At 39.1% G+C, this 20,664-nt stretch carries 12 protein-coding genes and 2 pseudogenes; 7 read left to right on the plus strand and 7 right to left on the minus strand.

Annotated features, from left to right (window positions below):
- Positions 1-8: 8 nt before the first annotated feature.
- From ACYQ3L_RS18815 to ACYQ3L_RS18845, 7 genes are all read right to left on the minus strand, one after another.
- On the minus strand, positions 9-770 hold the full coding sequence (locus tag ACYQ3L_RS18815; protein ID WP_380001440.1) for a sugar isomerase domain-containing protein: 762 nt from the start codon (positions 768-770) through the stop codon (positions 9-11).
- 12 nt (positions 771-782) lie between these two features.
- Entirely contained in the window at positions 783-1,940 is a 1,158-nt protein-coding gene (locus tag ACYQ3L_RS18820; protein WP_380001438.1) for an MFS transporter, read from the minus strand.
- Positions 1,941-1,947: 7 nt separating this feature from the next.
- On the minus strand, positions 1,948-2,907 hold the full coding sequence (locus ACYQ3L_RS18825) for an ROK family protein (RefSeq protein WP_380001436.1): 960 nt from the start codon (positions 2,905-2,907) through the stop codon (positions 1,948-1,950).
- A 76-nt stretch (positions 2,908-2,983) separates the two neighbouring features.
- Positions 2,984-4,474, minus strand: a complete 1,491-nt coding sequence (locus ACYQ3L_RS18830) for a glycoside hydrolase family 10-like protein (RefSeq protein WP_380001434.1) — start codon at positions 4,472-4,474, stop codon at positions 2,984-2,986.
- A 94-nt stretch (positions 4,475-4,568) separates the two neighbouring features.
- Complete coding sequence (locus tag ACYQ3L_RS18835) at positions 4,569-6,443, minus strand: RagB/SusD family nutrient uptake outer membrane protein (RefSeq protein ID WP_380001432.1); 1,875 nt, start codon at positions 6,441-6,443, stop codon at positions 4,569-4,571.
- 12 nt (positions 6,444-6,455) lie between these two features.
- Entirely contained in the window at positions 6,456-9,935 is a 3,480-nt protein-coding gene (locus tag ACYQ3L_RS18840) for a SusC/RagA family TonB-linked outer membrane protein (RefSeq protein ID WP_380001430.1), read from the minus strand.
- A 465-nt stretch (positions 9,936-10,400) separates the two neighbouring features.
- On the minus strand, positions 10,401-12,263 hold the full coding sequence (locus ACYQ3L_RS18845) for an outer membrane protein assembly factor BamB family protein (protein WP_380001428.1): 1,863 nt from the start codon (positions 12,261-12,263) through the stop codon (positions 10,401-10,403).
- A gap of 724 nt (positions 12,264-12,987) precedes the next feature.
- Here ACYQ3L_RS18845 and ACYQ3L_RS18850 point away from each other — a divergent pair.
- From ACYQ3L_RS18850 to ACYQ3L_RS18880, 7 genes and pseudogenes are all read left to right on the plus strand, one after another.
- Positions 12,988-14,448 (plus strand): glycosyltransferase family 2 protein, encoded by a 1,461-nt coding sequence (locus ACYQ3L_RS18850; RefSeq protein WP_459952472.1) that lies wholly within the window; start codon positions 12,988-12,990, stop codon positions 14,446-14,448.
- 16 nt (positions 14,449-14,464) lie between these two features.
- On the plus strand, positions 14,465-15,403 hold the full coding sequence (locus ACYQ3L_RS18855) for a DUF4922 domain-containing protein (protein WP_459952437.1): 939 nt from the start codon (positions 14,465-14,467) through the stop codon (positions 15,401-15,403).
- 91 nt (positions 15,404-15,494) lie between these two features.
- Positions 15,495-15,995, plus strand: a pseudogene (locus tag ACYQ3L_RS18860) (MFS transporter); the annotation flags it as partial.
- 99 nt (positions 15,996-16,094) lie between these two features.
- A complete protein-coding gene (locus tag ACYQ3L_RS18865; RefSeq protein WP_417323512.1) occupies positions 16,095-17,360 on the plus strand; it encodes an MFS transporter in 1,266 nt (421 codons plus the stop codon).
- A gap of 42 nt (positions 17,361-17,402) precedes the next feature.
- A complete protein-coding gene (locus tag ACYQ3L_RS18870) occupies positions 17,403-18,608 on the plus strand; it encodes an exo-beta-N-acetylmuramidase NamZ family protein (RefSeq protein WP_379996713.1) in 1,206 nt (401 codons plus the stop codon).
- A 20-nt stretch (positions 18,609-18,628) separates the two neighbouring features.
- Positions 18,629-19,801, plus strand: a pseudogene (locus ACYQ3L_RS18875) (acyltransferase family protein).
- On the plus strand, positions 19,798-20,652 hold the full coding sequence (locus ACYQ3L_RS18880) for an ATPase (RefSeq protein WP_379996655.1): 855 nt from the start codon (positions 19,798-19,800) through the stop codon (positions 20,650-20,652). Before ACYQ3L_RS18875 ends, ACYQ3L_RS18880 begins: the two are co-directional and overlap by 4 nt.
- Positions 20,653-20,664 lie beyond the last annotated feature (12 nt).

Below are 20,664 nucleotides of genomic sequence, written 5' to 3' on the forward strand. Positions count from 1 at the left end.
AGGAAATTTTAAATTGTTGCTACACGTCTTTTATATTCAGCCAGGCAGGCATCCAAACGTTCGTGAGCCGTCGTATCGCCCGGAACATTATGTGACGGATGAATATATAATTTCACACCCCTGTCAGCCAATATCTCGGCAACTGTTGTTATTGTCATCCATACCAGCGTAACGAAAGCATGTGTAGAAACAGGGCCTATCTTATCCTGATGATTTTTTAACGGTACAGATGCGTCTACAACAGGTACACACGAGTCAACAACAATATCAGCAATCTCGAATATGGTCTTCCCGCTCGGATGGCGGGTAACTTTACCTTTAGCTTCCGCCGCAGAGCCATACACGATAACCTTCATTCCCAATTCTTTGGCCCGTAAAGCTACATCAATATTTACATTATTGATACCTGTATGTGAAAAAATCCAGATGCAATCTTGCTTATCGAAATTGTAAGATTTCATTATAGCGTTGCCATAGCCCTCAGCCCTCTCCAGAAACAAAAATTGATGAATACCCATTTGCCCGGTTATCCCAGTAAAAAATGTCATTGGCAACTCTACCATAGGATGAAAACCAACAAATCCGCCAATGCGCGGGTACATTTCCTCTACGGGGATCGTAGCATGCCCACAGCCGAATGTGTGCACCCAATGATTTGATTCTATAGAGTCTGCCATAACTTCTGCAGCTTTTTTTATATTTTCCAACTGGGTTTCTTCTATTTTTTGCATGATGTCCCGTGCATTTGCCAACCATTGTAATGCTAACATAACTTTGAGTTTTTAATTGTTATTAGTAATAATTTTTGAATTTGTAAAGACAATAATTGCTTGCATAAGCAACAGAATTGCAAGGAAAACAGGGAATGAAGATATTTCGAATGCCCGCGAAATATATCCAACTACATAATTTAATATCGAATTCCCGCTTAATGCGACAAAAAGGGCAAACCCGATAGCAGTACCTGTAGTTTCCTTATACATAGAGCCTATAGTTCCTACAACTACAGGAAATCCGGCCGCCAGGCCAAAACCTGTAATAAACAGGCTTGTAGCAGCCATAGGAAAAGAAATTGTATAATTAAGCAGGACAATACCCATCATGGATAATGCCATACTTCCTATAAGAATATAATATTGTTTCAGCTTCTGTAAAATGTAGCTAAGCAACAAACGGGAAACAGTCATTCCCAGCACAAAGAACGTTAGAGAAAGAACAATATCCCCTTCCTGAACAGATAATACCGATTTTAGGTAGCTTGTCGTCCAATTGTTGAATAAACCTTCTATTCCGCTTTGAAAGAACAGGAATAAGCTCAAAACAAGTAGTGCAGGTTCCTTTATCTGAGTAAGAGTTCTTTTTATCGGAAAACCTTGGGTAAGCTTGGGCCTGGGAAATTTTACTGCTAAAAAATATAAAATACAGATAAACATAAAAATTGCGGTATATCGCAATATTATTTCATAGGAATATATCTTTGACAATGTACCTAACAGAATTGGTACACCAAGGGCTCCTACTCCATAAAAGACGCCTAATACGCTTAGTTTCGAAGCTCTTTGTTTATCGTCAGATATATCAGATACCAATGCATTTGCAGAACCATTAAGCATCCCCCCTCCCACACCGATAAGAAATATAGATAAGCGCAGGATATATATGTTATCAAAAAAAGATAGACCACTTAATCCCATCAATACTATAAAAGTGCTTACTATTAACATTAGTTTATACCCGAAACGATCGACCACAGGCCCAAAGGCAATAGATCCCAACAAAACGCCTACAGGCAGGAATGTAACCAGTGAAGATGCGCTAACAGCATCAAGATTATACTTCCCGGTCAATACAGGCAGGATGGAACCCATCACGATAAATGCAATCCCGAAAAATGCCATCCCTATGCAAGCCGCTATATAAACAAGATTCTTTTTATACATATATTCATCATTTTAATGATAGAATAGCTAAATACCCCGCACCAAGCAAACCAGCCTCTCCTCCAAGGTAAGATTTTTCGAAATTTACTTGTTTTATACTTATAGGCTGAGCCCATTTACAGGCCTCCTTATATATCTGATCGAAAAAATAAGCAGCAGGACCAAATACTCCACCTCCCCATATTATTTTTTCGGGATTGAAAAGGCTTACTAAATTGGCGGCAGCCATACCCCACATTCGTATCGCGTTATCCAATACATATTTTGCCAAGGCATCACCTTCTTCATAAGCGACAAATACATCTTTCGCTTTTATAGACTGAATGTCTATCGTTCGTAAGGAACTATCATTAAAAGACGTGCCTTCTTTGAGTATTTTTTTTGCCTGATAAGCTATACCATCTCCAGAAGCATGGCTTTCGAAACAGCCGCATAGCTCATAATCTTTTTCGTAAGGAAGCCCCAGAGCCATCCATCCTGCCGCACCAACAATATCTCCATGTCCGTGCAAAACATGTCCATCAGACAATATACCAACACCAATCCCTGTTCCTACTGCAACGAACAATGCATTAGAACATCCCATAGCCGAACCTTTCCATGCCTCGCCTAGTATATAACAAGTCCGGTCACTTGCGATATCGACTTTTACGGAGGGGTTATTTATATGAATCTCTATTTCCTCATGCAGTGGATAATCCTCCCAGCCCTTTATATTAGGTGCCCATACTTTCTTCGTTTTGCTATTGGCTATTCCGGGGACACAAATACCAATTGCTTTTATATCTGAATCGCTACCGTTGTAGGAGTCGATTAATTCATCTATAATATGCATCACCAATGTGCCCACGTCTTTGCCTTTCTTCCCCAACAACAAAGACGACTTCTTTTCGAGAATATACCCTTCATTATTGAAGATGGCCCCTATAATTTTTGTTCCTCCTAAATCGATTCCTATTACAGCCATGATATCATTTATATTTAAGGTCGTGAATAAGTGTGTACAAGAGGTGAAAGCAAATTATGCCTATTTACTTTTCTCATTAATCGAAAAAGACAATAGAACTCTCGGAATGAGAAGGGCTAAGGCTTGTTATACCATAGCGGTATTTTTTAAAATCTTTCTTATTTTTATATGGTAATACGATTTCGGTCAAACCTGTTACGGCAATAATCGTTTCCGGATTGTCCCTATTTACAGGCTTATTTCTTTTAAACTTATAGATAACAAAACGTTTGGCATTTTTACCTCGCTGCCATTTCAGTATAATGTTATGTTCGTCCTCTGTTTGTAGTGAAACATTTAACGGATTTTCAGGTTCAATACGCTTAATCCTGTTGTTTTCGGGCGAAATGCTTAATGATTTGTACTCTTTTTTTACCAGACGCTTTTCTAAATTTACTTCCGGCTTATCAAATAAGGATTTTGCACTAAAATAGATCTCGCCCTTGATATTCGGGTCCGCCATATTTCTGTTTATCTGACGAATAAGCTCTTGAGAGCTATGCCATTCTTTCTGTTTCGCTTTTTTTGATACCCTGTAAGGTGCAAGACCCGCATAAACGTTAGCCCCATAATTATATTTTGACCACCAATCAGATAATATTGCATAATCGGCAATCGGATATCCTATATTAAAATACAGCTGAGGAAGAACATAGTCGATCCATCCTTTTTCCTGCCACAACAGTATATCGGCATACAGACCATCATAGTTTGTCATGGCCTTTGTTTCTGATCCTCTCGGGTCCTCTGTCTTGTTTCTCCAGATAGCGAAAGGAGAGATTCCAAATTCAACCCAGGGTTTTACCGACTTTATAGTTTCATTTATTTCTTTGATGATAAGATTGACGTTATTTCTCCGCCAGTCTTCTTTATTCCCGAAACCCCTCGGATATTTCACGAAGGTCAGGGAGTCGGGAAATTCTTGTCCCGATATTTTATATGGATAAAAATAATCATCCATATGGATGGCATCGATATCATAATTGTTTACAATATCTTTCACTACTTTACACGTAAATTCACGAACTCCGTCTAATCCCGGATCGAAGTATTTTGCTTTCCCATAGTTTATCACCCAATCGGGATGCTTATTGATTATATGATCTTTAGCATATGTATTATAGGCAACCGTATCGTTATTTATACGATAGGGATTTAACCACACATGTATATTCAGTCCCCGCTTATGGCATTCATCGATTGTAAACTGTAAGGGGTCATATCCGGGATCTTCCCCCTGCACGCCTGTCAACCAATGGCTATAAGGTTCGTAGCTGGATTTATAAAAAGCATCTGCTGTAGGTCTTATCTGAAAAATAATAGTATTCATATTATAATCTTTTACTTTATCAAGTAAAAAGATCATCTCTTGTTTCTGCTCTTCCGAAGAAAGTCCCTGTTTGGCAGGCCAGTCGATATTGGTAACGGTAGCTACCCAAACACCTCTTAATGCTCTTTTATTAGTTTGGGCATGTGCAATATAAGCCGAAAATATCAGTATAATTAAATATAAACCAAGTTTTTTCATATGTCTAAAGTGTGTGAATATATATTTAACTTACAAAGATTAAAAAGCACTTCCCCATTGAATAGATGGGGAAGTGTTTTAATTATATAGGATTTTATTGCCAACCTGGCGTTTGAGTCAATTTATAACCCTGACCGGCATATAAGTCGATCTGATTCTTTCCCACAGGAGACAAATATACTCTATCTGTAAAATCATCTCTGTCTTTCACTCCTTCAGGCAAGTAATATCCGACCATAGCGGCGGCATTGGTTCCGTCAAATTTAACTATAGTCCCATCTTCTTTCATGACCTGTGTTATACCTTTTTTTGTTTCAGCAACTAACGAAGGTATCTCATTAGGAATGTCTACCCAAATGCCTTTCAAGATATCTGGCTTAACAGAACCTTTCATATAATTTATTTTCTTCCAACGTTTGATATCTAATAAACGAGCAGGTTCCATATACAATTCCATACGGCGTTCACGACGGATTTCCCAAATTAATTGAGTGACATCAGCATCGCGTGCTGGATCGTTAGGTAATGTACTTAGATTCATTGGAGCCGTTTTAACCACACCTTTACTAATGGCTTCCTGATCCAACGGTCTGTTACGCAAAACATTTACGGATTTGTTTATATCGGCCTGAGTAATCGCTGCCCCTCCTATTGTAGCCAATTCAGCTTTTGCTTCTATCCAGTTCAAAAGAATTTCTCCTAAACGAATAACCGGAGCATCATTTGTATTAGTATTACTATAATATTTGGCTGGGATCGGTGGTGTAAGCCTAGGTCCTTCCCTGTCTACAAATTTTACCGTAAAGAGCAAAGCTGCCGCTCTTTCATTTAATTGATCAAAAAATGAAGCTTCAAAGCGTGGATCACGTGTTTTTATCAGGTTAGCCAGATCAAATTTTTTCGCATCTGTTACCGTCGAACTTTGCCAGACATTTCCATCCTTACAAATAAAGGCTCTCACCACATCAAGGTTTGCCGACAAATCTTGAGCTTCATAACTACAGTTATAAGAAGCTATACAATGTGTTATCGATTGGGAGGCATCATAATGCCTGTACATAATACATTCTTTGTTGCCTGCCAAATTGTCAGAGCCAAAAAGTGTACGCAAATCGGTAGCTATTGCGTAACCCTTATTCGAATTCATTACAATTTCGGAAGCTTCGACTGCGAATTCAAGGAATTTTTTAGCTCTCGTTTCATCTCCATTATGATATTTCTGCCAAGTACCCTCAAACAACATCCATCTCGATATAAAGGCAGCAGCCACATCTCTGTTTAAAGTTTGATTTCCATCATTTTCACGAAGATTTTGCAACACTGATTTAAACTCGTTATACACATTATCCATGACCTCGTTGCGAGGAGTCCGGTCTTTGTACATAATATCTTTATCCGCAGTAGTAAATTCTTGTTCGAAATAAGGGACATCACCAAATACACTAACTAAACGACAATAGTCGAGCGCTTTGAAAAAGCGTGCTACTGCAATCCAATGATTTGACGCTTCCTGCGAAAGAATGCCTTGCATTCGTGTTTCTATACGATTAATCATAAGATTTGATTTCCGTATCCATCCGAAATACCATGTGGGCCCTGCATATTGGGATCGCCATGCTGGAGCGCTTGGTACACCACTCGTATTGGATGTATTGCTATTACTGCCCAATGTAGAGGGTACGCTGGTCTCGAACAAGGCCTGCACATTTTTTGAAACTACATCATCGCTGAAAACATATCCTTTAAAGTGGGAATAATCCAAAGTCCAGCTCGAATTGTATCCCACAAAGAACTGTGTGTAAAATTCATTTGCGAACAGACGCACATTACTCTCCTGTGTCCAATATGTTCCATCATCCGGACTATTTAACTGCGGACGATCCAAGTAATCACTACAACTTGATATAAGAAGTATAGACAGTAAAGCAAATGCAAATACTGCTTTCTTTGTTATGTTGATTATTTTCATAATTGCTTAATTTTAGAAAGTTAACTGAACACCAAACGATACATTCTTAAACATAGGCGCTCCAACACCAGTTCTTCCAGAATTGTAATTTGATGCATTATACATTGAATAACCATTAATCACTTCGGGATCGATAGGCAAACCTCTCAATTGATCCCATGTATATATGTTTTCCATCGACATATACACCCTCGCTTTAGTCAAATACGCTTTTCTAATTATATTTGGAGGCAGACTATAACCAAAAGTCACGTTCTTGAGTCTTAAATAGGCCATATTCAATAAATAACGATCTTGCACGTGAGTATTATTAGAAGCAGTGGAACCTCCGGCAACAGCACCTATATTGTAAGGCCGCGGATAGAAAGCATCCATTCTGTCTTCACGCCAAAAATCACCTGCAATCGCTTGAGACATAGCTCCATCTGATACGTTATAGCCGGGTATAGCCAATGCTCCGTCTCCCCATATATCACGTTTACCCACACCTTGGAAAAATAATTGGACATCAAATCCTTTGTAATCGGCCCCCAAACGGAAGCCATAGTTGTAACGAGGCGTTGTATTGCCTATCACAGCAAGGTCACCCGGTTCATCGGCTGTATTGCTACCATTCGTAATTTTCCCATCACCGTCCAAATCTTTGTATTTAACGTCGCCGGGGCCGAATCTAAAATTAGCAGAGTTTTGGACAAACGGTTGATATACAGGATTATCTCCTTTAAGTTTATTCATAGTTTTGCCATCTACTATAATAGTCTGGAAAGAACCGTCCGGATTATATTCAAAATCATCCGCCTGATATAAACGATCTGTTTTATATCCCCAGATATCGCCATAGCGTTTCCCTTTCCAATATGAATCGGCAGCGGTACCTTTGATCGCGCTTTCATCATAACCGGTAATATAGGTTTCGGCGTCAGATAAAGTAAACATAGCATTTACACTTAATCCGTTCGCAAATCTATGATTATAATCAAGGGTTATTTCCCAACCTCTTGTTCTTAATTCTCCATAATTACCGACAGGAGCCGGAGCGCCAAATGTGTACGGTAATGTAAGACCTGGTGTAATCATATTTCGTGTATAACGCTGATACCAATCAAAAGTGATATTAAGTCCATTAAAAACAACAACATCCACACCAAAATCCAACGTTTCGAAATCTTGCCATGTAATATATCGGTCTACGGGTAACGGAGTTCCATAATAAGGAAATTTAGTAGTTCCATCAAGCCAGGTAGAAGTACTATATGCTAAGGTCGGCATATACAAACCAGATGATACCGATTGGTCACCAATGACTCCCCATGATCCTCTGAACTTCAAAGAATTTAATGTCGGTTTCGCCCATTCCATAAATGCCTCTTCACTGACACGCCAACCTGCAGAAAAAGACGGAAACCAACGCCATTTCAGATCGGTAGGGAATTTAGAGGTTCCATCATAACGCAAATTGCCTTCTAAAAGGTATTTTTGTTGGAATGCGTAATTAACACGGCCAAAAAAACCGGCTTGTGACTCCCAATAGGTCTTACCTCCGGATGTTTGTGTACCGGTAGCCATATCAAACTGAGGATTAGTAATATCCAGTAATTCTGTTTTTTGTGCCCAATGGCTCTTTGTCTTCGATTTTACGGCATTCAAGCCCGCCATAAACTTAAACTGGTGAAAATCTGCCAAATTCAAATTATAAGTACTGTATAAATTAAAAGTATGTTGCTGTTTATTTTCTGATTCACGATAGATATGATCCGGATTAGCCCCTTTTGAAGTATAAGTACTTACAGGTAATTGATAAGCTTGCATAGCTCCGGTAGTTCCGGCAGGAACAATATCACCGTTTTCATTCACATAGATCTGATTGCCGTTTTCATCCGTTCTAGGTATCGCAGCCGACCAAGAATCTGCTGCAGTATAGCGTGTCCCGGGTCTATCCTGCAAATATTCATTGTTGGCAAATGTATAATCAAATTCCAAATTCCAATCTTTGGTAAAATTAAGAGTGGCACCAAGATTTACATTCATATAATTTGTCTGCTGAGATGCTGTATTTGCCTGAGCAGCTTCGGATGCGGGGCTTCTAACAAGATTGCCATTTTCTGTGCCGAATGGCTGTAACGGCCCCCATCTGTATAGATATAACCAAGGGTCAGCCGTTGTGGAATTAGTTATATAAGGATAATATTTGGTTCGCTGAGAGAATAAAAATCCACTTCTTACGGTAATGTATTTATTAATCTCAGAACTTATTTTTGCAGTAGCATTATAACGTTGGAATTCATCTTTTTTAGCTGTTTTCATTAAACCCTTCTGATCAAAATAGCCCAACCCTATATTATAATTTACTTTACCCGACATTCCGTTAATCGACAGGTTATGAGTTTGTGTTGGTGTCCATTCTTCAATCATATAATCATAAGGATTATACATACGCACTCCCATTTTATTAGCTCCATTAACATACCAGTCTCTGCCATATAATATTGGGTCGTTTGGATCTACACTGTTTCCATATTTTGCAACCCATGCCTTTGACTTTTCATAACTCGCCCGGTCCAGCTTCCAAAAGGCGCCCGTCATGTCAGTACCAACCCTTTCGATCGCCAACATGGCGTACTCAAGGCCATCCAATGTAGCCATATCAATATCTTTAGCCACTTTTGACCACGAGAAATTGTTAGAATACTGAACAGTCACCTTATCAGTTTGAGCACCTTTTTTTGTTGTAATTAAAATTACTCCAAGAGCAGCTTTTGCACCATAAATAGATGAAGCAGCCGCGTCTTTCAAAACACTTATTGATTCAATATCGTCAGGATTTACTAAAGAGATACTCGGGATTTCCACATTATCCAACAATATCAAAGGGCTGGAGCTTGCTGTACTATTAATAGAAGCTATCTGACCACGTATCCTGAATACAGGATCAGAACCAACTTCCCCACTCGGTATCACAATCGACAATCCAGGGACCGATCCTTGCAAACTGCGACCTACATCTGCTATAGGGCGACTATCCAACGTTTTACCTACATCAACAGAGGATACTGCTCCCGTAAGATTTTCTTTTCTTTGGGTACCGTAACCAACAACTACGACCTCACTCATCATTTGCGAATCTTCCTGTAGTGTGATATTGATGGTTTTATTATTGCCAACCGTACGTGATTCGGATTTATATCCTACGTATGTAAATACTACAACATCGGTAGATGCGACACTTATACTATAATTCCCGTCTATATCGGTCAGAGTACCCTGTGTGGTTCCTTTTACTACCACACTCACCCCGATCAATGGCTCCCCTTTTGCGTCTATAACTTTTCCTTGAACGGTAATTTTTGCTTGTTGTTGCTCGGTTATATCCTTCAGCAATGTACTCGTGTCGCTGGCGTAGCTATTTCCTAAGGACGAAAAGACCAGTCCTATAGCCAACAAACAAAGAATTTTCTTTGACAGCATTTTTCTGCTTTTTTTAGAGTTATTCATAATACTTTGTTTATAATTGATACTTTTTATTAAATAAACACAAATCAAAGACCAGCTCTGTAGTCAATATATAAAAAGATGCATATCTGAAGCATATAAAAAACTCAGACAGCTAACACTGATTGGAACACATCTTAGGGGAAATAATAATAGAGGACGAAAAGTAATTTTAAATATTTACCCGGTGTTTTTTGTATTCCTTCCTAATAAAATACAATTCACTACTACATCTCTAATAGAAAGAATGAGGATATTTATATTTTGTATTTCATCAAGCATAAATGAAGTTTGCTTATATAATTACTGACCTACTAAAATGATTAAATTTTGATTTGTATCTTAAGCACTAAAACATGAGAAGACTAGATTTTCAATTTAGGTTCAAGGCTTTTTTTTCATAATTTTTTTTTTAAGGTTTTACAAAATATTTTAGTATGTTTTTCCAAACTTAGTATACCTCAGATCTTATTTATCCTGAATGGATAATAAGCCGACAATTCCCTCACCAGATGTAAACAGGCAGGAGCGACCATTTAAAGGTACAACTGTGTTTATCAGTGAATTTCCCACTTTATGCTTCCATAGAAGTTTACCGGTATCGGCTCCTAAAGCGAAAATAATTCCGTTCTTCGTACTGCCAAATACAACATTATTTTTCTCCACAGGCATCGATGGTGCATGGTCATAGCCATAACCTGCATTTACCGACCATATTTTTCGGGGTTCAGATCCAACAGCTGAATAACAAACAACACTGTCCTGCATCGTTTTACTATACAATCTGGTTTTATCTGCAGACAGTCCTATTGTTTCGCGTACCATCGATTCTTTTGTACGCCAGATTGTTTTTCCGGTTTCAGCATCCAGAGCGGTCAGGACTCTATCTGGAGCAGTAAAAAAAACTTTTCCGTGAGCGGCCACAGGCCATACTGCAGCCGGAGAAAAATGCATCCGGGTCAATCCGCCATTCCACGACCATAACAACTTTCCTGTTTCTTTTTCAAGAGCATACATATTATTGTCCCAAGCTCCAAAAATAACTTTATCGTCATAGATTAGCGGGCGCGTTTCTATATAACCTTTTATTCCGCTATATTCCCATTTCAGTTTACCTGTTTTAATATTTATAGCCCTCATAGTATGGTCGCCGGAACCTATATAAGCTATACCTCCATCAATAGTCACAGCTCCCAGAACAGCTCCTTCAGTAAGATATTTCCAAACTAACTTTCCGGTTATGGCATTTATGGCATAAATACATTTATCTGCCGAGCCAAAAACAATAATATGATCAGATGCTGCAGGAGTTCCTATAATTTTATTATCTGATTTAAAATTCCATATATGTTTCCCGCTTTTCAACGACAAGCAGGACAACAAACCGGTATCGTCACCTACATATATTTTACCGTCATATACCACCGGTGAAGAATATATAGTATTTCCAATTTTAGTTATCCATTGTGGTTTCACTTTCGGATAGACTGTATTCACCGAATCGGATGGGCGTTTATAAGAAGAGTTGTCTTCTGTATAATATACTTTATTTAAATCATAACCGCCCCATTTTCGTGGAACACGTCCTATTTTTTGCTCATAAACAAGTATAGAATCATTGTTGACCTCATAAATAGAATATCCTCCTATATTATCTGTTTTATCACGCAAGTTGGATCGGTTTATCACAGCAGGTATTCCATCATAAAAAACCAACCTGTTACTATGATAATGCCCACCCAATATTGCCTTAACATTATACTTTCTGGCCAGATCAGTCACTTCATACCAATTATCCACATCTCCATCCAATAGCGGATAGTGTGTGACAAGAATAAAAGGAGTCCCTGCTTTTGCCTGCAAGAATTCCTTTTCCAACCATGTTATATCCTGAGGAGCTACATGCCCGTCCATCATACGAATAATGGGACCTGTATTAAATCCCAGAAATGTATATCCATTATGTGTAAACTTAAATCTTTCACTTCCAAATATGCGGCCGAAATCCGTAGCACCTGACTCACTCCATTTTGTTTCATGGTTACCAGATACAGCATAATATTTCACATTCAGCTTGTCCAGTAAATCTTTTACCTTTTGCAACGACTCTCCATCTCCCTCTTCGGTAAGGTCGCCGGTTACAAGAACGAAGCTAATACCCGGAGTTGAATTTACTTGATTCACCGACCGGACTAAATCATTATATGCCAATGAATCTTTAGTTACATGGGTGTCCGTGATCAGAGCAAAACGAAAATCTTGCCCCCGGAGAAATGTGAATGAGGAAAGCAAGAAAATTGTTATTATTATACGACCGGAAAAGTTCTTCATAGATTGTGGCGTTAATTAATTAAATTAATTCGTGAGCACTTTTCATTTTATGAGATATACAAATGTATAAGATTTCCTCATATCTTTTTCATGTTATTCATTTATTTTTATATATATTATATATTATTTATATATTTTAATTATTGTTAATATCAAGAATATCAACACTAATAATTGTATATCAAATATTTGATTCATTAAATGATGATACACAAACAAATAAAACCAGCAATATATTTAGTGTTAGATATTTATTTTAACTATATTTAACTATATAAAGTAATTTAATAATATAAACACCCAAACCAATCCTATATACTCAAAGAATAATTTGTACAAAAATCAAATCAGCAGCGTAAAAACATAAAAATAAAAAGAAATAGAACATTAATTTATGTATTTAATTATAAATAATAGTTAATTATAAATATTTATCAGGACATGTTATTCGATATTCAAATATATCACCTTATATTTGTTCATATAATTCACTGGGATACATCTTGGATAACGATTTAAGTCATGACCATTCATACCTGATAAAATATAAACCATTAAAAAAGATAATAAAAATATCCATTCTGTTATTAAGCATACCAACTTTCTGCGTTCAAAAAATATCAGCGAACTTGCAGGCGAGTATGCTCTTATGCCGGAATATCCGACCCGCATTTATTGAATTATTGATCTTTAACCGATAAGAAATCATAACGACATAAAATAAATAGAAATGAAAATCAATTGCTTTATATTTTTTCAAAACTCAAGTCAGTCAAAAGAAACCATAACCAATCTAAAAGGCTCATCGCTGGTCAATAAGATATTCTTACTGGCAGACAACGATCATGGGGATATAATCAACGGTTGCCAAACAATACCTGTCGATTCTCTCCACTCTACAGCCACGATCAAGAAGATAGCCGAAATGGCCGATTCTGATTACACCCTAATTTACACAAAACCGGCTGAGCTCCGCCTGGGTATGTTTGCCCTGGACCGCATGGCGCAGGTTATAGCAGATTCGGGTGCAGGGCTTGTGTATGCCGACCATTACCAGGTGGTGGGCGACGAAAAGAAAAACAATCCGCTTATCGCTTATCAAAAGGGCAGCTTAAGGGACGATTTCAATTTCGGGTCGCTACTGCTGTACAAATCTCTTGACCTGAAAATGGCTGTATCTAAAATGGACAGGGAATATAAATTCGCAGGAATTTACGATCTGCGCCTCAAAGTATCCCAGGAGGCGGATTTAGTACATATCAACGAGTACCTGTATACTGAAATAGAATATGACACACGGAAAAGCGGAGAAAAAATATTCGATTATGTTGACCCGAAAAACCGGGAGGTACAGAGAGAAATGGAACTGGCATGCACCGACCATCTCAAAAAGACAGGGGCCTATCTGACCCCGGATTTCAAAAACGTAGAGTTCGGAAAATCTGACTTCGAATATGAAGCATCGGTCATCATTCCGGTAAGGAACCGTATACGGACTATAGGCGATGCCATAAAATCGGCCCTGGAGCAAAAGACATCTTTCAAATTCAACATTATTGTTATCGACAATTATTCTACCGACGGTACAACGCAAGAAATCAGGAAATTTGCCTCTGACAGCCGGCTGGTGCATATAATACCCGATAATAAGGAACTGGGGATCGGAGGGTGCTGGAACCTAGGCGTGCATCATCCCAAATGCGGAAAATTTGCTGTACAGCTCGATAGCGACGATGTATATGCTCATGAAAAGACCCTGCAGAAAATTGTCGATGCTTTTTACGAACAGAATTGCGCAATGGTCGTGGGAACATATATGCTCACCGGTTTTGATATGAAAATGATACCCCCGGGCATTATAGACCATAAGGAATGGACTCCTGACAACGGACGGAACAATGCCATTCGAATCAACGGACTGGGAGCTCCAAGGGCATTCTATACCCCCATACTGAGAAATATAAAGGTACCCAATACAAGTTATGGTGAAGATTATGCGCTGGGGTTATATTTTTCACGCGAATACCAGATAGGACGTATTTATGAGGTCTTATACCTGTGCCGCCGATGGGACGATAATTCGGACGCGTCTCTCGATATTGTCAGGTTGAACGCTCACAATACATATAAGGACAGGATTCGTACATGGGAACTCGAAGCCCGCATTGCGTTGAATAGGAAATAAATAAAGGGGGATAAACATGGCGGAAGATCATTTCAACATAGACGGGCTATTCTTTTCCCAACTTCAAAAATGGGAACTGGCAAGGGCGAATTATAAGGCCTTGCAAAAAGTAAATACCAAAGATTTCGTTTTCGGCGACTTCACTGTCAGGGTACAGTTCAATCCCGGGAGGATCATTTCTTCGGCGGCAAAAGTGGATACGGAGTCTATACGGCAAAGGAAATGCTTCCTTTGCCCCCAAAATTTACCACCCGTCCAAGTGGGGATACCATTCGGTACGCAGTACCAGATCTTAGTAAACCCATATCCAATATTCCCGCGCCATTTGACTATAGCGGCTTACTCCCATGCCGACCAGCTTATTTTCAACAGGTATGGCGATATGCTGGACATGGCTAAAAGCCTCAATGGGTATACACTGTTCTATAACGGGCCAAAGTGCGGGGCTTCTGCGCCTGACCATGCGCATTTCCAAGCGGGGATAAAGGGCTTCCTCCCTTTTGAAAGGGAGATAAAGAATATTGGCAAGGAGATCATATACCACACCGATGAACTGATCCTGTATGCCATCAGAGACTATCTCAGAAACTGTTTCCTGTTAGAAACAGAAAATAAAAATGAGGCTCTGGCCTGCTTCAGGAAATTATATGCATTGCTCGAATTGAAAGACACGCATAACGAGCCCATGATGAATATACTCACTTGGTACGAAAACAAGAAGTATTACAGCTGCATATTCCCTCGCGAGAAACACAGACCGGAATGCTTCTTTGCCTTAGGGGACGAAAATCTGCTCGTCAGCCCGGCGGCCGTTGACCTGGCCGGAGTATTTATAACTCCGCTAAAAAAGGATTATGACAGGATAACAAAAAAAAATATCGTAAGCATTCTTAATGAAATATGCATCAGCAACGAAAAAATGATGGCTATAGCTAATTCAATGAAAATTATATAGCTAGAATGAAATAAGTTTTGTGCTAAATTATAATAATTACTGCATTACTTTGTAGATGCTATTTTTGAAAAATTGTACTAAAAACAAAACGATGAAAGAGAATAAAAGATCACCATGGGCATGGATTCCTTCGCTCTATCTGGCCGAAGGACTACCTTACGTTGCCGTAATGACTATTTCCGTGATTATGTACAAACGCATGGGTATATCAAATACCGACATAGCCCTTTATACCAGCTGGTTATATTTGCCTTGGGTCATCAAACCGTTTTGGAGTCCCTTTGTCGACTTGCTGAAAACAAAACGCTGGTGGATCACAACCATGCAGATACTTATCGGTGCCGGGTTTGGCGGAATTGCATTCACGATTCCCCTACCCTTCTTTTTTCAGGCTACTTTAGCTTTTTTCTGGCTATTGGCCTTTAGTTCGGCCACACATGATATTGCCGCCGACGGTTTTTATATGCTGGGACTCAACACCAATCAGCAAGCAAAATATGTAGGTATCCGCAGTACATTCTATCGTGTAGCCACCATCATGGGGCAAGGTGTGCTTATAATCCTCGCCGGTTTTCTGGAAAGCACATCCGGTTGCGAACCTGTAAAAATAAGTATTGATGCTTCACCCCAATATACACAATCTACTTTATATATTCCAAAAGCCAGAAATATAACACCGCAAGAAGGGGATATCCGTTTTATCGTAGATACAGATGTAGTCCGGATAGGTACGCACGGGGTTAATAAAGATAGCCTCGATTCTTTCCTGCAGGAGGTGATCGCGCTAAATGAGCGAAACGGTTTTACAACTAAAGATAAAGTCACTGATGAAGAAGCGGCGAACAAGGAACAGAGTATGTGGACGACTCATATTTCAAAGCCGTTCGGAAACTGGATAAAAGATAACTTCGGAGAGAAACGTTATACCATTAAATCCGAACATACAGGTAATGTAGCTGTTGCGATTGTCAGCTTATCGCAGCAACCTGAAAAAGGAAAGGAGATGGTATTAAATACAACCTTGAACAAGGGTGACAACAGTATATCCTTACTTCATGGCGACCGCCTTACATTTAATGAAAAGAATTGGAACAGGCAGGCTTATCTTGTTTTTCAGATCGATCCCAAACTCACTACAGCCAGTACAGCCGAATACAAAGGATTGTCAGGAAATATCCCATTTGCATGGTCAATTACATTCTTTGTTCTGGCCGGGCTATTTATATTCTTCAGCTTCTACCACAGGGTATTTTTACCAAAACCTGAATCGGATAAGCCTCATACTCATCTGACAGCAAGCTCAATAGCAAGTGAATTCTTATCTACATTCAAATCATTTTTTAAAAAACCACAAGCTGCCGCCGCAATATTCTTTATGCTGACATTCCGTTTTTCAGAAGCCCAGCTTTTAAAGTTGATCAATCCGTTCCTGCTCGACTCTATCGATACAGGTGGACTTGGCTTAACCACAGGGGAAGTAGGACTTGTATATGGTACTATCGGTATCATCGGCCTCACTTTGGGAGGTATTATCGGCGGATTTGTTGCAGCAAAAGGAGGATTACGCAAATGGTTGTGGCCTATGACATTCAGCATGCTGCTTACTATTGCCACATTCTTGTATCTGAGTTTCACGCAATCAGACAGCCTGATAGTTATAAACATATGTGTGTTTATAGAACAATTCGGCTATGGATTCGGATTCACAGCCTATATGCTCTATCTGATGTACTACTCCGATGGGGAACAAAAAACCGCTCACTATGCCATCTGTACTGGCTTTATGGCGCTGGGGATGATGATACCGGGCATGTTTGCAGGATGGCTACAAGAACAATTGGGTTATAATCACTTCTTTATCTGGGTAATGATATGCAGCATAATCCCTATCATTGCGGTTGCCTTATTAAAAATTGATCCCAATTACGGTAAAGCCAAAGAAGAAACAAAAGAATAAAATTATCAGAACATGAGAAGACCATTAATAATACTATCAGTTATGTGTTTTTTATCCCTGACGGCAATTGCTCAAAAGGTAAAGATAAAGACCGGAATTGAAGTATTGAAAGAACAGAAGTTCAAAATACTGGAAGGAAAGCGTGTAGGACTTATAACCAATCCTACGGGAGTAGATAACAGAATGAAATCGACCATCGATATTCTGCACGAAGCAGCCAATGTAAGACTGGTAGCTCTGTTTGCTCCCGAACACGGCGTTCGTGGTGATGCCCACGCCGGAGATCCGGTAGACAATGTAACCGACCCTAAGACAGGACTACCTGTCTACTCTCTACATGGGAAAACCAGATTTCCTACACCGGATATGCTGAAAGGCATTGACGTATTGGTATACGACATACAGGACATAGGTTGCCGCTCTTTCACTTACATCAGCACCATGGGGCTGGCTATGCAATCTGCAGCAGAGAATAATATCGAATTTATTGTCCTCGACAGGCCAAATCCGTTAGGAGGATTAAAAGTCGAAGGAGGCCTGGTTGAGGACAATTTTATTTCTTTTGTAAGCCAATTCAAAATACCTTATGTATACGGACTGACTTGTGGCGAATTAGCCTTATTACTTAATGGCCGGAATATGCTTAGTAAGCAATGTAATCTACAGGTGGTGAGAATGAAAGGATGGAAACGTAAAATGACATACGAACAAACCGGCTTGCAATGGATTCCGTCATCTCCCCATATTCCTCATCCCATATCAGCAGTGTTTTATCCGGTATCCGGTATCCTTGGAGAACTTGGATATATGTCTATCGGAGTAGGCTATACAATCCCATTCCAGATATTTGCTTCGGAATGGATAAAGGCTGAGGAACTGGCAAACAACCTAAACCGGTTACAACTTCCGGGCTTACATTTCAGACCGATATACCTGAAACCGTTTTACTCGGTAGGACAAGGGAAACAATTAGAAGGAGTACAGGTTCATATAATGGAATATGAAAAAGCCCGGCTATCTGAAATACAATTTTATGTAATGCAGGAAATCGCAAAACTATATCCGGATAAGGCCATTTTCGAAAATGCGAACGATAAACGATACAGAATGTTTGATCAGGTTTCGGGTAGTGACTATGTAAGACTTACCTTTGCAAAAAACAATAAATTTGACGATATTAAGAATTTTTGGTATAAAGAAACCGAACCATTCAAAAAAATATCAAAAAAATACTATTTGTATAAGTAAAGAGAATCACGAGGCGTCATATGATAGATCAAAAACCAAGTAGCAGACTTTTATCTCTTGATATACTGAGAGGGATAACGATAGCCGGTATGATAATGGTAAACAATCCCGGATCATGGAATTTTGTGTACACTCCGCTAGGACATGCTGCCTGGAACGGGCTTACCCCCACCGATCTGGTTTTCCCTTTCTTTATGTTTATAATGGGAATTTCTACATTTATTTCATTACGTAAGTTTAACTTTGAGTTTAATAAACCGACATTGTAGAAAATACTCAAGCGCACAATTGTTATCTTCCTGATAGGACTCGGGCTAGGTTGGCTATCACTGTCGTTTCGTACATATCATCAGTTGTCGGGTGAAGAATCCGGTTTTCTGGATATCTTTTTCAAATCCATCACCAATTTTGAAAATATACGCATACTGGGCGTAATGCAGCGGTTGGCTATCACATATGGTGCCACAGCCCTGATAGCCATATTAGTAAAACATAAATATATACCATATATTATAATTGTCACGTTGATCGGTTATTTTCTTCTCCTGGTATTCGGTAATGGATTCGAATTTAGTGAGAATAATATTATAGCCCTTCTCGATAAGGCTCTAATAGGTGCAAAGCATATGTACGTAGACAATGGGGTCATTCTCGATCCTGAAGGATTGCTCAGTACCATTCCCGCTATTTGCCATGTACTTACAGGGTTTTGCTGTGGTGAACTATTATTGAGTACTAAAGACAATTACGAGCGTATAAACAGGCTCTTTATCATTGGAACGATCATGACATTCATCGGTTTTTTACTTAGTTACGGTTGTCCTATTAATAAAAAAATATGGTCTCCCACATTCGCCATTGCGACATGCGGCCTCGCAGCCATATTGTTAGCACTACTAATCTGGATTATTGATATTAAAGGACATAAAAAATGGAGTATATTTTTTGAATCGTTCGGAGTAAACCCACTCTTCATCTATGTAGCGGCAGGCGTATTTTCTATCTTACTTGGCAGTACGCTGTTTATGTACGACGGATCGTTGATAAGTATTAAAAATTTCATATATAAAATCTGCTTACAGCCTTATCTGGGCGATTATTTCGGCTCGCTTGTTTACGCCCTGCTGTTTGTCGGATTCAATTGGGTGATCGGTAACATTTTGTATAAAAAGAAAATTTATATAAAGATATGATAATATTAGCAGACGGAGGTTCTACAAAGGTTGATTGGCGTTTTGTAGAATACAATAAAGAAACAAAACAGGTTTTCACAAAAGGTGCAAATCCATTTTTCCGTACAAGGGAAGATATAAGCAAGGAAATTAGTGCAACTATAAAACCCATAATAAACGGTCATAATGTAAAAGCTGTCCATTTTTTCGGTGCCGGCTGTGCCTCGCCTGATAAAAATCAGATTATCAGAGATGCAATCGCAGACAATATAAATACGACAGACATTGAGGTCGACAGTGATTTACTTGCTGCAGCCAAAGGTTTATGCGGTACAAACAAAGGTATTGCCTGCATCCTTGGTACAGGCTCAAATTCCTGCTATTATAACGGAGAAGAAATAGAAAAAAGCGTATCTCCTTTAGGATATGTACTGGGAGACGAAGGCAGCGGAGCCGTGATAGGCCGCCTGTTTCTGGGAGCCTGTCTCAAAAATCAACTAACAGCAGGCCTCAAAGAAAAATTCCTGAAAGAATTCGACCTCACTCCTGCCCTTATACTCGACAGGGTATACAAGCAGCCGATGGCAAACCGATTCTTAGCAAGCCTGTCTCCGTTTTTAATAGAGAACATTGATGACAAAACCATCTATGATCTGGTATACAATGCTTTCAAAGATTTCTTTGTAAAAAATGTAATGCAATACGATTACCAGCACAATGAGGCACATTTTACAGGTTCGGTTGCGTATCATTATCAGGAAATATTGAGGAAAGCCGGTTCGAGCCTCAATATTACGATCGGATCTATAGAACAATCTCCCATGGCCGGACTTATCCGATATTATACGAACTTGATAACTGTCACTAAATAGTAAACATATAAC

The sequence above is a fragment of the Dysgonomonas termitidis genome (genome assembly GCF_054657735.1).

Excerpts from the sequence above, each read along its gene's own strand:
- ACYQ3L_RS18815 (WP_380001440.1), bottom strand. The coding sequence starts at position 770 with ATGTTAGCATTACAATGGTTGGCAAATGCACGGGACATCATGCAAAAA.
- ACYQ3L_RS18820 (WP_380001438.1), bottom strand. The coding sequence starts at position 1,940 with ATGTATAAAAAGAATCTTGTTTATATAGCGGCTTGCATAGGGATGGCA.
- ACYQ3L_RS18825 (WP_380001436.1), bottom strand. The coding sequence starts at position 2,907 with ATGGCTGTAATAGGAATCGATTTAGGAGGAACAAAAATTATAGGGGCC.
- ACYQ3L_RS18830 (WP_380001434.1), bottom strand. The coding sequence starts at position 4,474 with ATGAAAAAACTTGGTTTATATTTAATTATACTGATATTTTCGGCTTAT.
- ACYQ3L_RS18835 (WP_380001432.1), bottom strand. The coding sequence starts at position 6,443 with ATGAAAATAATCAACATAACAAAGAAAGCAGTATTTGCATTTGCTTTA.
- ACYQ3L_RS18840 (WP_380001430.1), bottom strand. The coding sequence starts at position 9,935 with ATGAATAACTCTAAAAAAAGCAGAAAAATGCTGTCAAAGAAAATTCTT.
- ACYQ3L_RS18845 (WP_380001428.1), bottom strand. The coding sequence starts at position 12,263 with ATGAAGAACTTTTCCGGTCGTATAATAATAACAATTTTCTTGCTTTCC.
- ACYQ3L_RS18855 (WP_459952437.1), top strand. The coding sequence starts at position 14,465 with ATGGCGGAAGATCATTTCAACATAGACGGGCTATTCTTTTCCCAACTT.
- ACYQ3L_RS18870 (WP_379996713.1), top strand. The coding sequence starts at position 17,403 with ATGTGTTTTTTATCCCTGACGGCAATTGCTCAAAAGGTAAAGATAAAG.
- ACYQ3L_RS18880 (WP_379996655.1), top strand. The coding sequence starts at position 19,798 with ATGATAATATTAGCAGACGGAGGTTCTACAAAGGTTGATTGGCGTTTT.